Origin of the sequence: Acinetobacter sp. TR11 (assembly GCF_027105035.1) — a bacterium.
Taxonomy (GTDB): Bacteria; Pseudomonadota; Gammaproteobacteria; order Pseudomonadales; family Moraxellaceae; genus Acinetobacter.
This window is the reverse complement of record NZ_CP114256.1, coordinates 348,210-362,118: the sequence shown is the minus strand read 5'-3', so window position 1 is coordinate 362,118 and position 13,909 is coordinate 348,210. Positions and strand designations below refer to the sequence as shown.

Below are 13,909 nucleotides of genomic sequence, written 5' to 3'. Positions count from 1 at the left end.
TGAATTATTATGTGAATAATATACCAATCGTTCAAATAATAAGTTGCTTCTCTAATGTTCAAAACCCCACTTCATGCCTTATTGTTGTTAATGATTGCCATGCTGTGTGTACAAGGAAGCGGTTCTTTAGCCAAAATTCTATTCCAAAGTTTTCCAGTCCTTACGGTCTCAGCCATGCGTCTGTTTTTTGGTGCACTCATTTTAGCAGTGATTTTTAAAATTTGGACCATCAATTTCAAAGTAGTGCGTTGGAAAGCGATTCTCAGCTATGGTGTTGCACTTGCTGGAATGAATGCCCTGTTCTATTTATCACTGGAGCGTTTACCTTTGGGCTTAGCAGTTGCCTTTGAGTTTATCGGCCCTTTAAGTGTTGCACTATTTCATGCACGACAAAAATATGATTTCATCTGGGTCGGTTGTGCCATTCTTGGCTTGGTTCTATTATTTCCTCTACAACAAGCACAACAAGGTCTTGATTTAATCGGTGTTTGCTTTGCCATCGGTGCAGGTGCATGTTGGGCGCTGTACATTATTGCAGGACAGAAGCCATCTGGTATCTCAGGCAATCATACGGTTTGTATAGGCATGAGTATTGGTATGCTGTGCCTACTTCCTTTCGCAGCCTTTTCAGGCGCAATAGATCGAGTGTTTGAACTACCCAATTTATACTATTTTATTGGGCTTGCGATTTTAGCCAGTGCATTACCCTTCTCATTAGAAATGATTGCTTTGCGCAGTTTAACCCCACTGAGCTTTGGTACATTAATGAGCTTAGAACCTGCTGTCGCTGCGCTTTCAGGCTTTATTTTCTTAGGTGAAATGTTGCTTTGGAATCAATGGCTCGCTTTAGCAACGATTATAGCTGCATCGATCGGTTGTACTTTTACCACTCAACAGGCTCGACAACAGAAAGAGGCCCAATAAAATTTCACCGTATGACCATAATGTCGTTTTCACAGCATATAATCATCGCGCCTATTTTTAGGTCTGTTTACTTTGATTTTGTAGATCTCCCATGAAAAATATTCAGTTGGTCGCTGTGCTATACATGGTTCTTTCCATGGTGGCTTATCAAATCAGTGCTTCATTTGCAAAACAACTGATTGCGACACTTGATCCTCTCACCGTGACCATTTTAAGGTTGAGCTTCGCCACTATTCTAGTTGCGATCATGTTCCGCTCATGGAAAGTGATCGCTAAACTGAAATACCTAAAATGGCGAGATTTACTGCTATATAGCGCTTCTTTGGGCTGTATGAATATCTTGTTTTATAGCTCTTTAGGGAAGCTGCCTCAAGGCATTGCGGTCGGTTTAGAATTTATCGGTCCTCTTGGTTTAGCTTTACTTTCAATTAAGCAACGTAGTGATTACATCTGGGTAGCTTTTGCCGTCTTAGGAATTGCACTGATGGTGCCTTGGCATGATACAAATACCGAGCATTTTTCCTATCTTGGCGCGGCGTGCGCTTTAGGTGCTGGATTATTTTGGGCATTTTATATTTATTTCGGACATCGAGTTGTACAACAGAATATTGGTATGCATGCCTTAACCATCGCAATTGGTTTATCTGCCCTGACCTTACTTCCATTTGGTCTGTGGAGTAATGCACCTGCTCTACTCGACACTCAATATTGGGGTAAAGCTTTAGTCATTGCAATTCTAGCTACAGCTATTCCTTATGCACTCGATCTCATGGCACTAAAACGTTTAAGTAAACTCAGCTATGGTACGCTTTCAAGCCTTGCACCTGCGCTTGCTGCTTTAGCAGGACTGGTATTACTGCATGAACAAATTAGCTTCATCCAGTGGATCGCACTCACATGTATTATGATTGCATCAATTGGAGTGACCTTACGTGGTGAAAAATCTCAAACACAGTAAGAGCACTCCTTTCTGCTCATTCTCGTTATAACGAAAATTAGCTATCTGCATTTTTATATTTCTGATATTCAGTAAGATATTTTTTACCTAGTTTTTCCTTTTCATCATCCTCTAATATTTTTCCAGCCTGTTGGAAAAATTTATGTTCCTCTTCCTTTAAATGATGATGGACTTTTTCACTTAATTGTTTTGCTGTCGCTAACCAACTCGGATTACTCATATCAGTTTCTTCTAATTTTTCAATCAGTTCATCCATTTCATGATGCTCAGATAAAGCATGGCGGGTAATATCTAAACCCACATCATCAAACATTAAAGGAATATATAAATAGCGGTCTTCGGCAACTGAATGCGCATAGAGTTCATTCTTAAGCTGTTTAAATAAATGTTCCCTTTCTTGAGTATGTCCGCTGGTCTGAATTAATCGTTCAGCTAAGTTACGTTGTTGTTCGTGGCTTTCTCTGAGTGCCTCAAATATATTCATTATTTACCTCTACGATGGCTAGCATAATCAACACTTACTTCAATTCTTCTCTAGTTGATCTGTTTGGCTGAGCCTTCATATTAAAAAATGACACTTTTTTAAACAGCGATGTTTGCGTAGATTTTTGTATGGAAAGTTTATTTTTATAGATTAAACTGCAACAAAGATTTGATAAGCCAACCGACAAATTAAAATACTGACCAAAATCAAAAATAAAATACGAATAAAACCACTACCGTATTTCAAAGCCAAACGTACACCCAATAATGAACCTGCAATATTTGCAGCCGCCATCATAAAACCAAGCTGAAAGAAGATATGCCCTGCGGGAATAAAAAAACTCAGTGCCGCTAGATTAGTCATAAAATTACCAATCTTGGATAATGCAGAAGCATGTAAAAAATCGACTTGAAGAAAGCGAATAAAAAAGAAGATAAAGAAGCTGCCTGTACCAGGACCAAAGATTCCATCATAGAAACCAATCGCTAAACTACCTAATGCGGCAAAAAATAATAATTTTGGTGTGATGTGTTGATCCACATGCACTTGCCCAAATTGCTTTTTCATAAAGGTATAAATTGCAATTACAATCAGCATAACTAAGACAATTGGTCTTAATATATGAGTAGGCACCAGTGAAACGCAGGCTGCACCTACATACGCACTGATAAAAGCAAAAATTGCGATCACCCATAATAATGACCACTGCAACTTTACTCGACGTACAAATGAAAGAGCTGCAGAACCCGTTCCAAAAATAGAAGCCAGTTTATTTGTTCCAAATAATGTTGCAGGAGCCGTTTGTGGTAATGCACCCATTAATGCTGGAATCTGAATTAACCCACCACCACCAACTGCCGCATCAATTGTTCCCGCACAGAATGCAAAGAACACTAGACTCAGAATCAGCTCCCATTCCATCAATATAACCTTATAAATTCAACAAACGTTTTGGCACAAGACGCTTTTTATCTGTAATTTCAGCTAAGCCTAAACAACGCTCACCATCGAATACCAATACTTCAGCAGCAGCTTCGTGCTCAATATTACTTTCTTGACCATTACCAAAATATTTTTCACGCCCTTCAGGTAATTGAACCCGTGGAAAATGTTCAACAGGTGCATAAACAGGTAACAATAATGCATCCCGCTGTTCCTGAGTAAGCCCTTCTAAATATTCGATGGTATAACTTGGATTAATCTCAAAATGACCTGTTTGAGTACGATGTAATTTTGTTAAATGTCCACCACAGCCCAAAGCTTCACCAATATCTTCACCTAACACTCGGATGTAAGTTCCTTTAGAACACGTCACATCTAAGGTCAAACTGTCTTCTGTAAAATCAATGAGTTTTAACTCATAAATCGTCACTGGACGCGCTTCACGCTCAATTTCAATTCCTTGGCGCGCTAACTCATACAAAGGGCGACCTTCTCGTTTCAGTGCCGAATACATCGGTGGCACTTGCTTGATATCACCACGGAACTGTTCTAGAACCTGTTCAATATTAGCTTCAGTTAATGCTGGCACATCTCTTTGTTGAAGAATTTCCCCTTCAACATCACCCGTAGCAGTTGTTTGTCCAAGTTTTACTGTTGTTTGATAACGCTTGGTCGAATCCAATAAATAATGCGAAAACTTGGTTGCCTCCCCTAAGCAAATCGGTAATAAACCTGTTGCAAGCGGATCTAAAGCACCTGTATGTCCTGCTTTCTGTGCATTAAAAAGTCGACGTACTTTTTGCAATGCCGAATTAGAACTTAAACCTAACGGCTTATTTAATAAGAAAACACCACTCAGATGGCGATAAGAGCTTTTTTTCATAAATGAAAAGTCAAACAAGAAAGGTGTATTTTATCAAAACTATTCATCGGATTTTTAAAAATTAAACGCTCAAAAAAACAACATCTATGCTAAATTTATTTTCGTTTCCGAAATTAAAAGCAAATGGATTATGCTTAATGAATAAAAATGGAAAAAAAATAGCATTATTATGTAGCTTATTGATCATTTCAGCAGTCACGCTGAGCGTATTGTATTGGTTATATCCAAATCAGTCTCAGCAATCACTTAACTCAACTGATCAATATAGCAACAACAGCAATCCATCACAGTTGCATAAGAGTCCAAAGAATATCAATCAACTCGATACTTCTTTTAATAGCACCAGCCAAATGGATACTGAGATTGACTGCAAATTACAATTCAATAGCGCTCAGCATTTAATTGTGAATGAACACACGCGGAATTGTTTTGAGTATTTTATTTCTCAATACGGCGAGCGAAATATTGATGAAATTCGTTATAACTTTCAGCTTTATCTCGCTAAAACATTTCAAGCTTCACAACAACAGCAAGTTTTAACCTTATGGTCACGTTATTTAGAATATCGCCAAGAGCTCAGTAAGTTACAGACTCAACAACCCACACAGGAAAGCTATCAATATTTCCAAGCTATTTTTGACTCTATGCATGATTTAAAACAACGTTTCTTTTCAAATCCTGAAATTGAAGGCTTATTTGGAACGGAAGATGTTTATCAGCAATATACGCTTGATCGTATGCGAATTTTAGAAAACAACGCACTAAATGCCTCAGCGAAAGCGAAACAATTACAACAACGTTTTGAGCAGCTTCCTCAAGATTGGCAAGACAACCTCAAAGATTTATCCAAACTCGACGATTTGCATGCATTAACGGCACAAATCAAAGCAAGACATGGTTCAGCTCAAGAACTACGTGATATGCGTGTTAGTTTGGTCGGTGAAGCCGCCACACAACGCTTAGAACAGCTTGACCAACAACGTTCTGACTGGAAACAACGTGTGCAGTCCTATCTAGATGAACGCAAAACCATTGTCGATAGCAATATGAGTGCATCAGCGAAAGATCAAGCAATTCAAAAAATCAAATCACAACAATTCCAATCAGCACAAGAACAACAGCGTTTGCAAACTTTTGAAACTGTCTATGACCAAGGAGGAACCTTACCTTTTAGTAATTAAGAAACATCTTAAGGCATTGAAATAACGCTATTTAGCATGGATGCAATGTCTCGTTCGAAAGAACATCAAGACCCATATGAAAACAAAAATCGAGAGAAATATCATGCAAAAACTAATCCGCTGTCTTGCACTATCTATGATAGCAATGAGTATATCAACAAGTTACGCATCAAATACAACGCAAGTTAAAGACAATAATGTCACGTCAACATATGCAAAAACCAAATATCCGATGGTCTTTGTACATGGTGTCGCAGGTTTTTCACGCGTTGGAAGTGATCCATTAGGCGTTGATTATTGGCATCAAATCCTACCCGACCTTGCACGTAATGGCGCAAATGTCTGGGCGACACGACTTTCACCTTTTAACTCAAATGAGGTTCGTGGTGAACAACTGGCGCAACAAGTTGAAGAAATTATTGCGATTACTGGACAACCTAAAGTTAATTTAATTGGTCATAGCCAAGGCGGTCCAACGATCCGTTACGTGGCTGGCATTATGCCAAGTAAAGTTGCATCATTAACCAGTGTAAGTGGCACTCATAAGGGTTCACCTGTCGCTAGTTTAATTATGAATGTAGATGGTACTGTCTTAGGTACAGCTGGCTCTGCCGTCGTAAACTTTTTCTCAGGAGCGATTACATGGTCACAAGGACTCAACCCCAAAAGCTACCCACATGATGCTTTAGCTGCTGGTCGTAGTATTTCAGTTGAAGGTTCAAAACAATTTAATACACGATTCCCTATGGGTGTACCAACCACAAGTTGTGGTGAAGGTGCATATCAGGATAAAGGAATTTATATGTATTCATTCTCAGGGACTCAAGCAGTCACAAACATTCTTGACCCACTAGATCCCCTATTTGCAGGTACGAGCCTAATTGTCGATATTAAAGGAGATAATGATGGTATGGTGAGCCGTTGTAGTGCTAAGTTTGGACGTACAATTAGAGATAATCTCCCTTGGAATCATGCAGATGAAGTGAATCAGGTTTTAGGTTTGAAATCACTGTTTGCACCTGATCCAATTGATATTTATCGTCAACATGCCAATCGACTAAAATTACAAGGATTATAAAACAGCCATAAAAAAATGCGCCAAAGGCGCATTTTTTTGCTTTACAACAAAGTTAAAATTAACCTTGTTTACGAGCTGGTAACTTTTCACGAATACGTGCAGCTTTACCAGACAACTCGCGTAGGTAGTAAAGTTTAGCACGACGAACGTCACCACGACGTTTCACTTCGATTTTAGCAACGATTGGAGAGTGAGTTTGGAAAACACGCTCAACACCAACACCGCTAGAGATTTTACGAACTGTGAAAGCAGAGTTTAAACCACGGTTTTTCTTCGCGATTACAACACCTTCAAATGCCTGAAGACGCTCACGGTCACCCTCTTTTACTTTAACTTGAACGATAACAGTGTCACCAGGAGCAAAAGCAGGGATATCAGTTTTTAACTGTGCATTTTCAACAGCTTGAACTAAAGGATGTTTACCACTCATTGTGGAATCTCCAATATGTGCGGGAGAGAAGAGGTCTCTTATACCGCTGAGGATAGAGGCTAAAACGCATATCGCTCGTTTAACTTTCCCTTTAAAGCAAAATTACTCTAAAGAGCCTATTTTCAACTTAAACTCAGTTTAAGTAGTAACTCGAAGCAAAGCTTCTCGTCTGTTGCAAACACAAACTTCTAACAGTTTAGTCTTGCGAATTTTTAAGCCATTTTTTTTGCTGTTTAGTCAACTCAACTTTATCAACCAACTCTGGTCGACGATCTAAAGTTCGTTGATAACGCTGTAAAAAACGCCATTTCTCAATATTGGCATGATGTCCTGATTTAAGTACCTCAGGCACATCTAACCCTTCGAAATGGTCTGGCTTGGTATATTGTGGACAATCCAGTAAACCATCCACAAAAGAATCTTGGATCGCAGATTGCTCGTCAGACATGACATTTGGCAATCGACGAATAATACTATCAAGCAACACCATCGCTGGCAGTTCACCACCCGATAAAACGTAATCCCCAATTGACCATTCTTGATCAACATAATTTTGGATTAAACGCTCATCGACACCCTCATAACGCCCACACAATACAATCAAACCATCATAACCAACGAATTGTTGTACTGCCTGTTCATTTAAGGTTTTCCCTTGCGGTGACATATACACCACTGGGGCATGAACACAGCCTGCTTGTGTTGCAAGTTGTTTAGCATGGTTAATTGCTTTTGCCAAAGGCTCAGCCATCATCACCATACCAGGACCACCACCGAAAGGACGTTCATCCACTCTTTTGTAGTTGCCCTCAGCAAAATCTCGTGGGTTAATGCAATTGACTTGCACGATGTCACGCTTTGCTGCACGTCCGCTAATCCCGTGCGCTGTAATCGCTTCAAACATTTCAGGAAACAGTGTAATGACTGCAAAAAACACCGCAGACTCCTCTATTTTCCTGCTGCGCTACTATTCCCAAAAGGATTAGTAGTCTACGCCCCAATTGACGTAAATACGACCAGCTTCAAGATCAACGCGTTGTACCACATCTTTATGCCAAGGAATCATTCGCTCTTCAGCATCAATACTATCAGGTGTCGCTTTCACGACCATGACATCATTAGCACCGGTTTCAAACAGTTCGTAGATTTGACCAAGATTCACTTCTTGTTCTTCATCATCAAGACCTAACACGGTTAAGCCTTTAAGATCAGACCAGTAGTACTCGTCTACATCTGCTTTAGGAAGCTGTGATTTGGCAATCCAGATATTTGCACCAACTAAGTTTTCTGCACCCGTGCGATCATTCACGCCTTTTAATGCAACAACCAAGCCTTTGCCATGTGGTTTCCAACGTTTTACATCTATGGTTTGCCAACCTGCCTTGGTCTCAATGTACCAAGGAAGGTAGTCAAACATATTGCTCATAGGTTCTGTGTTAGAGTAAACCCAGAGCCACCCATTCAATCCATAAGCTGAACGTAACTGTCCAATCTGAATACGATCTTCTGGCACATTCTGTGTCGATGTCATGGGCTACCTACTACAATTATGCAGTAGTTGCAGCTTTTTTAGCTTGAGCAGCTAAAGAAGCAACGCGATCTGAAGGTTGAGCACCTTGTGCAACCCAGTGAGCAAAACGGTCAGCATCTAAACGAACTTTTTCAGCTTTACCTTGTGCAGTTGGGTTAAAGAAACCAATACGCTCGATGAAACGACCATCACGTGCATTGCGGCTATCAGTTACAATGATTTGATAGAATGGACGTTTTTTTGCACCACCGCGCGCTAAACGAATAACAACCATGAGAACAACCTTATAATTTTTACGGATTATCCCTGCGCCGACCATCGGCAGCACTTCAAACCCCTTTCATAGAGGGCAATATTCTACGTTATATTTGCTTTGAAAGAAAGACTAAATTCAGAGTTATCCACAGTTTTGAACTTGTAAGAAGAGTTGCTAGTATCTGAAGTGGCACGCTACTTTAACTAAATCAGGAAAACTATTAAATAAAAAAGCAAGCTAATTAAGCTTGCTTTTGGAGACTGGAAAGGAACCGATTAACGTCCATCCCAGTTTGAAGTTTGGGAAAGGACACATGTAGATGCCCCTTTGGCCCAAAACCTCTGCCCTTGATCATTCAAACAGAGGACACCATTACCAAATTGATTTGTCCCACTTTTAGGTGTTGCAACTAATACCCAAGATGTAGCTAAAGTTGGTGAAGGGTTGAAACTCAGGTCATATAAAGCACCACCTTGTTTAGGTGTAGTAGTACCACCATAAAGCAAATTAACTGTTGCATTTGCAAATGTTCCATTAGTAGCTTTATATGCTTGCATACGTTGAGCAATAAATAGCATCTCACTTTGAGCATCTACACGCTGACTGCGAATCTTATACTGTATATACGAAGGGTAAGCAAATGCAGCTAAAACCCCTATAATTGTGACAGCAATCATCAATTCAATCAGTGTAAAACCTTTCTCTTCAATTACCATTTATTTTCCCCACCCACACCACAGCTAGTAAAAGTGACATTAGCAGCTGTTTTATTTCTACATTGTGTCCCAGTATTAGTCATTAAATAACTAAAGTTCTGCGGATCTGTGCTTTCAGCCCGAATCACCCATCGTTGCCCTAACGCCGTTACATCAGTCAATAATTTTGTAGTATCAGTACCATCCCTAATAGATAACTTATAACGAATATCAGTTCCAGTGGCACCAACAGGCAAAACTAGTTGAGATGTTACTGGGTCATACCCCACCAGATTACCAGTTGTGTTCTTATACATATAACTTGCATCAAAGCCTAAGTAACTAAAGTTTTTACCTTTATGGCGTTCCAATTGATCAGCTAAACGTTGTATTTCTTGTTGTGCCGTACTTGCAACAGCTCGACGTGAATACACTTGATAGCTTGGAATAGCAATGACGGCAAAAATAGTAATAATTACCAAAACTACCATTAACTCAATCAATGTAAAACCTTGCTGGGATGTTTGCATAGTCATTGATCCTTATTGCGCATACCGCTCATACCATCTGTTTGGAATGAATTTTAATGCACCTCCAGTCGCTATAAATTTTGGCTTATTCGCTGGTGTGCAAGTTTGCCCAGCAGGACACGTATCGTTCGGATCTGGTACAACAATAACTCGCTTGTTCGGATCCTCATCGGGACTGCCAACATTCAAAGTTACAATCCCAGAACCAAGGTTATAGACGTACTTTTCACCATCTTTACAAACGCCACCAGGTAAACATATACGTTGAGTAAAAGTATGACCTTTCACGCCAGCACCACAACTAGACGTAGTACCATTGTTTGATGCATCAAATTGAGTGACATATAAACTACCTTGTAAAGCAATCGGTGTAGTCAAACCTTTAATAACGCTAGCACCTGCTGCCGTTGTACCATCAATTTTCTTATTAAAGAGATAATACCATCCACCCCAACCAGCTGTCTTATCAATAGCGGTCGCTGTTGTAGCACCATTAATAAATCTAAGTTTGGTATTTACTGGAGTTGTAGCATTTTCATCTGCTTTGGTACGAGCATCTAAATTAGTACTTGGAAAACGGCCAGCATCCGTACTAGGATAACTATCATAGTCAAAAATTCCATATGCACCATCAAACTGCAAGTTAGTTGGATCTTTCTTTTGAGGTGAGTCACTTGTTGCTAATATAGGTGAACTTTGATTACCAGAAACAAAAGTTACTACAACCGTATTTCCACCAAAGATACTTGTACTGGCTGCACTATTATGTGCCGTAAAGGCTGGTAATGTATAAAAACGCGGACTTGTACCATTATTATCATGCAAGTCTAAGATTTTAATAGTTTGCGTTTTGAATGTATCTTTACCATCATTTTTAAAGTCGATTCTAAAAGCCTGTCCAGCTAAATCTCCAAAATATATATGATCAATAATACCGTCATTATTCCGATCAACACTTCGAATTTGACTAGCTACACTATACTTTAAACTTGGATTATTAGTAGAATCTGCATTCCATAGCAAATCACCCGTATCCGCATCAAACATATATATACCCGCACCAATTCTCTTTTCTGTTCCATCAGCGTTCAGGTTCGTTTCTTGCTTATAGTTATATATCTCATAACCAGCATAACCAGTACGAATACCATTCGATTTTAAACCATCTCCATCATCACCACCAGCATCATACCCCCCTCCCACGATCATAACTAACTTACGTTTACCATTCCAATTTACATAACCAAGTGTAGGTTTCGACCAACTTTGCCCCATTTTGGCTAAAGCATTGTAAGTTACTCCTTCAGGATGATTTTGTGAGTAAACCTTACTTGTTGATGGGTCAATTTGAAATTTAATTTTTGGACTATCAATATTTGTAAGATCAAGAGCATAATAACTACGCCCCCCCATACGCATACCACCATAAACCCATTGTTTACCAATTAAGTCTTCTGTTTTACTTCCTCCAGATACGGTACGAGATGCACCTGCGACAGTTAGAGTTCCATCACTTTTACTAACGTAAACTGTATGCGAAACCCATTCACCATCCATACCATAATATAAGGCATTTTTCCCTGCGGCTAGATTACCACCACCTTGTTTGAAGGTCTCTGATTGCTTTTCAATGATTTCTTTAGGGACAAAAGCAAATTTTTCTATCCCAGTACTAGCATCAACAATCTCTACTAGACCTTGTGTAGTACCAAATAAAACATAATCTTCACGATTAGTCGTATCAATACTAACTTTTCCTGTCGTTGCATCTTTAGAAGCAATTGCTTTGCCTGATTGTGTAATTAAGAGAGGTTTTGAATGATAAACACTACCCATTTGACGCAAACTTGCCGATTGGGTAGATAAATCTAAACCATTCGTATTCGTACCATCCGATATAATATAACCTAGTAGTCCCATTAGGGCTGGCGCATACTTCGTATCTGTTTTCGTTTTATCATCACTAGTATATTTATATGTAATCTGTGATAAATTAAGATTTTGTGAGATTTGACCATTATTAGCGGCCTTAGTCCCATCATAGTTATAATCTGTCAGTAGTTTTCGCCCTGTTTCACCTTGTGCATTTCGACCTAATGTTAAACGATTTAAAACTCCGCCCTTTTTAAACAAAGCTGTGCCATCTGGATAACTAGATTTACTTTCCCAAATATCTGCTAGATCTTGTAGGACACTTTTCTTAACAACAACCGTATTATCATCAGCAACAGACTTACTTGAATAAACCCCATTATTTAATACATAATATTTTTTAAGATTACCAAACCAAATTTGCTGTACATCTTCAGGTTTAACCTTTGGTTCAAACTGTGGAAAATATGCATATGGCTGCACTATAGAGGGGTTCAATTCATCTAATGGTATTGTAGACGAACCTGTACTCATTGATGGAATATCTTTGTTAAGCTGTTTAATAAAAGCATTAATACTATTCACAACATCTTGTGAATTTGATCCAGCAACCCAACCCCCATCACCTAACGTACCCCAAACTTTAGCATCTTCTACATCGTTATTACCTGTACTAGTAAAATCACTACCAAATCCAACCACGACTGTTTTAATCTGTAACCCTACAGGATTCTTAGCAGGATCCAACAATGATTGGGCATATTTACCAATACATGACCATCCATTATTTGATGAGTTAAAATATCCAGTCCTACCAAGTAAACTACTATAAATATTAGTGCGATTACCAAGTGAACTGTTGTTACAATTAAATAAACCCCCTTTCGTTGACAAAGACTGTTTCATCAACTTGTATGCTGTTCCGCTTACACCATCTGTCCCTGTGCCTATACCACCACTCGGATTAGGCTCGCCATCAGTCAGGAAATAAATTCCCTGCCCACTACACTCTTTTTTAGCAGAGTTATCTATCTGACTTTTAATAGAACTTGGCATATCATATATTGCACCATCTTTTGAGGTGCTTATAGAACTACTAAAACCACTATTATTATTATCCGTATCATCTAATGTCATATTATAATTGAAACATGTGGCGGAGTTATTACCTACATTACAAGCTCTACTACTAGTAAAACCTGCAGGTACCGAATAACCCGAGGAAATATAGTTCCCCCAATTCGAACAAGCTTTTCTATTCGTATTCCAACTTTGGCAAGCCCAACCTGTACTAGGATTACCATTAAAACGCGCATAAACAGGAACATTCACTGTGACTTGCGGTAAGGCAGTCGTAGTCCCAAGCAAATATGCAGCTGCATCAGCATAAGCATAAGCAGTTGGAGTGCTACCACTAGCAGATAAACTATTAATCACAGTTACTAAATCATCGCGATGAGTCACATTTTTATATTTTGGAATATTCTCCCAAACATAAGTACAATCACTTCGATTACCATACGTACAACTAATATTTTTGTCCGTTATATATGGTGAAGCTGTACTAAATCCTGTCGGCAATTTAGTACTATCCCCTCCCCATGACAAACAATTATAATTATCCGGATTCCATGTTTTACATTCATTATAGTATATTGTGTCTACATTCTTACCACTTACGACAGTACGTACAGTATATCTCGTCCACCGTGGTTTAATATAATTTCCATCTTGAACAGAACCTGTAACTGTCCCTAATGCTTTAGCAGGAATTCTAATATATCCCTTAGTCGCACTAAATGTCGCCAACCCTATAATTACTTTATCTTCAATTCTTGGGGTCGTAGACGTACCATTTAATGCATCATTTAAACCTTTTTTGAGGGCACCTATACGATCTTCATTATAAGAATTAGATCCTGCCCCCATACTTCCAGAGGTGTCTAACATCATCATTAAGGTCGTGGTCCCTACACTATCTTCAGGAACTTTGTAAATTTCAATATCACTAGCATAAGTTGATGGTAAGCTTACACACAATAAACTAGTAATCGCAGCTGAAAGTGCAGCAACTTTAAACTTAGACACCACAGAGGTCTGCTGACGTGGTGTCATGTCGCTTCGATTTTGTACATTTTTCATGTT

General features: G+C 39.0%; 14 protein-coding genes. 4 read left to right on the top strand and 10 right to left on the bottom strand.

From position 1 onward, the window contains the following. Positions 1-54: 54 nt before the first annotated feature. Positions 55-924, top strand: coding sequence for an EamA family transporter (locus O1450_RS01650; protein WP_269229472.1), 870 nt, complete (start codon positions 55-57; stop codon positions 922-924). A 91-nt stretch (positions 925-1,015) separates the two neighbouring features. Beyond that, positions 1,016-1,882: an EamA family transporter gene (locus O1450_RS01645; protein ID WP_269229471.1), complete on the top strand. Its 867-nt coding sequence runs from the start codon at positions 1,016-1,018 to the stop codon at positions 1,880-1,882. A 37-nt stretch (positions 1,883-1,919) separates the two neighbouring features. On the opposite strand, the gene O1450_RS01640 is transcribed toward O1450_RS01645, so the two are convergent. The 3 genes from O1450_RS01640 to truB form a co-directional block, all read right to left on the bottom strand. Next, positions 1,920-2,366 (bottom strand): hemerythrin domain-containing protein, encoded by a 447-nt coding sequence (locus O1450_RS01640; RefSeq protein ID WP_269229470.1) that lies wholly within the window; start codon positions 2,364-2,366, stop codon positions 1,920-1,922. A gap of 150 nt (positions 2,367-2,516) precedes the next feature. Further along, positions 2,517-3,287 (bottom strand): sulfite exporter TauE/SafE family protein, encoded by a 771-nt coding sequence (locus O1450_RS01635; RefSeq protein WP_269229469.1) that lies wholly within the window; start codon positions 3,285-3,287, stop codon positions 2,517-2,519. A 10-nt stretch (positions 3,288-3,297) separates the two neighbouring features. Beyond that, a complete protein-coding gene (gene truB, locus O1450_RS01630; RefSeq protein ID WP_269229468.1) occupies positions 3,298-4,191 on the bottom strand; it encodes a tRNA pseudouridine(55) synthase TruB in 894 nt (297 codons plus the stop codon). A gap of 137 nt (positions 4,192-4,328) precedes the next feature. On the opposite strand from truB, the gene O1450_RS01625 reads away from it, so the two are divergent. Continuing rightward, positions 4,329-5,372, top strand: a complete 1,044-nt coding sequence (locus tag O1450_RS01625; RefSeq protein WP_269229467.1) for a lipase secretion chaperone — start codon at positions 4,329-4,331, stop codon at positions 5,370-5,372. Between the two features lie 103 nt (positions 5,373-5,475). Continuing rightward, positions 5,476-6,450: a lipase family alpha/beta hydrolase gene (locus O1450_RS01620; RefSeq protein WP_269229466.1), complete on the top strand. Its 975-nt coding sequence runs from the start codon at positions 5,476-5,478 to the stop codon at positions 6,448-6,450. A 58-nt stretch (positions 6,451-6,508) separates the two neighbouring features. On the opposite strand, the gene rplS is transcribed toward O1450_RS01620, so the two are convergent. The 7 genes from rplS to O1450_RS01585 form a co-directional block, all read right to left on the bottom strand. Continuing rightward, the gene (gene rplS / locus O1450_RS01615; protein ID WP_004660214.1) at positions 6,509-6,880 is read right to left on the bottom strand and encodes a 50S ribosomal protein L19; all 372 of its coding nucleotides are present in this window, start codon (positions 6,878-6,880) and stop codon (positions 6,509-6,511) included. Positions 6,881-7,076: 196 nt separating this feature from the next. Beyond that, positions 7,077-7,817, bottom strand: a complete 741-nt coding sequence (trmD, locus tag O1450_RS01610; RefSeq protein ID WP_269229465.1) for a tRNA (guanosine(37)-N1)-methyltransferase TrmD — start codon at positions 7,815-7,817, stop codon at positions 7,077-7,079. Between the two features lie 45 nt (positions 7,818-7,862). After that, positions 7,863-8,411, bottom strand: coding sequence for a ribosome maturation factor RimM (gene rimM, locus O1450_RS01605; protein WP_005156501.1), 549 nt, complete (start codon positions 8,409-8,411; stop codon positions 7,863-7,865). Between the two features lie 16 nt (positions 8,412-8,427). Next, entirely contained in the window at positions 8,428-8,685 is a 258-nt protein-coding gene (gene rpsP / locus O1450_RS01600) for a 30S ribosomal protein S16 (protein WP_004660208.1), read from the bottom strand. Positions 8,686-8,942: 257 nt separating this feature from the next. After that, entirely contained in the window at positions 8,943-9,383 is a 441-nt protein-coding gene (locus O1450_RS01595; protein WP_269229464.1) for a type IV pilin protein, read from the bottom strand. Continuing rightward, positions 9,377-9,892, bottom strand: coding sequence for a type IV pilin protein (locus O1450_RS01590; protein ID WP_269229463.1), 516 nt, complete (start codon positions 9,890-9,892; stop codon positions 9,377-9,379). Before O1450_RS01590 ends, O1450_RS01595 begins: the two co-directional genes overlap by 7 nt. Positions 9,893-9,904: 12 nt before the next feature. Further along, on the bottom strand, positions 9,905-13,906 hold the full coding sequence (locus O1450_RS01585; RefSeq protein WP_269229462.1) for a hypothetical protein: 4,002 nt from the start codon (positions 13,904-13,906) through the stop codon (positions 9,905-9,907). Positions 13,907-13,909: the final 3 nt, after the last annotated feature.

Bases quoted from the DNA above. Each gene is read 5' to 3' on its own strand.
- O1450_RS01650 (WP_269229472.1), top strand. From the start codon at position 55: ATGTTCAAAACCCCACTTCATGCCTTATTGTTGTTAATGATTGCCATG.
- O1450_RS01645 (WP_269229471.1), top strand. From the start codon at position 1,016: ATGAAAAATATTCAGTTGGTCGCTGTGCTATACATGGTTCTTTCCATG.
- O1450_RS01640 (WP_269229470.1), bottom strand. From the start codon at position 2,366: ATGAATATATTTGAGGCACTCAGAGAAAGCCACGAACAACAACGTAAC.
- O1450_RS01635 (WP_269229469.1), bottom strand. From the start codon at position 3,287: ATGGAATGGGAGCTGATTCTGAGTCTAGTGTTCTTTGCATTCTGTGCG.
- truB (WP_269229468.1), bottom strand. From the start codon at position 4,191: ATGAAAAAAAGCTCTTATCGCCATCTGAGTGGTGTTTTCTTATTAAAT.
- O1450_RS01625 (WP_269229467.1), top strand. From the start codon at position 4,329: ATGAATAAAAATGGAAAAAAAATAGCATTATTATGTAGCTTATTGATC.
- O1450_RS01620 (WP_269229466.1), top strand. From the start codon at position 5,476: ATGCAAAAACTAATCCGCTGTCTTGCACTATCTATGATAGCAATGAGT.
- rplS (WP_004660214.1), bottom strand. From the start codon at position 6,880: ATGAGTGGTAAACATCCTTTAGTTCAAGCTGTTGAAAATGCACAGTTA.
- rimM (WP_005156501.1), bottom strand. From the start codon at position 8,411: ATGACATCGACACAGAATGTGCCAGAAGATCGTATTCAGATTGGACAG.
- rpsP (WP_004660208.1), bottom strand. From the start codon at position 8,685: ATGGTTGTTATTCGTTTAGCGCGCGGTGGTGCAAAAAAACGTCCATTC.
- O1450_RS01595 (WP_269229464.1), bottom strand. From the start codon at position 9,383: ATGGTAATTGAAGAGAAAGGTTTTACACTGATTGAATTGATGATTGCT.
- O1450_RS01590 (WP_269229463.1), bottom strand. From the start codon at position 9,892: ATGCAAACATCCCAGCAAGGTTTTACATTGATTGAGTTAATGGTAGTT.
- O1450_RS01585 (WP_269229462.1), bottom strand. From the start codon at position 13,906: ATGAAAAATGTACAAAATCGAAGCGACATGACACCACGTCAGCAGACC.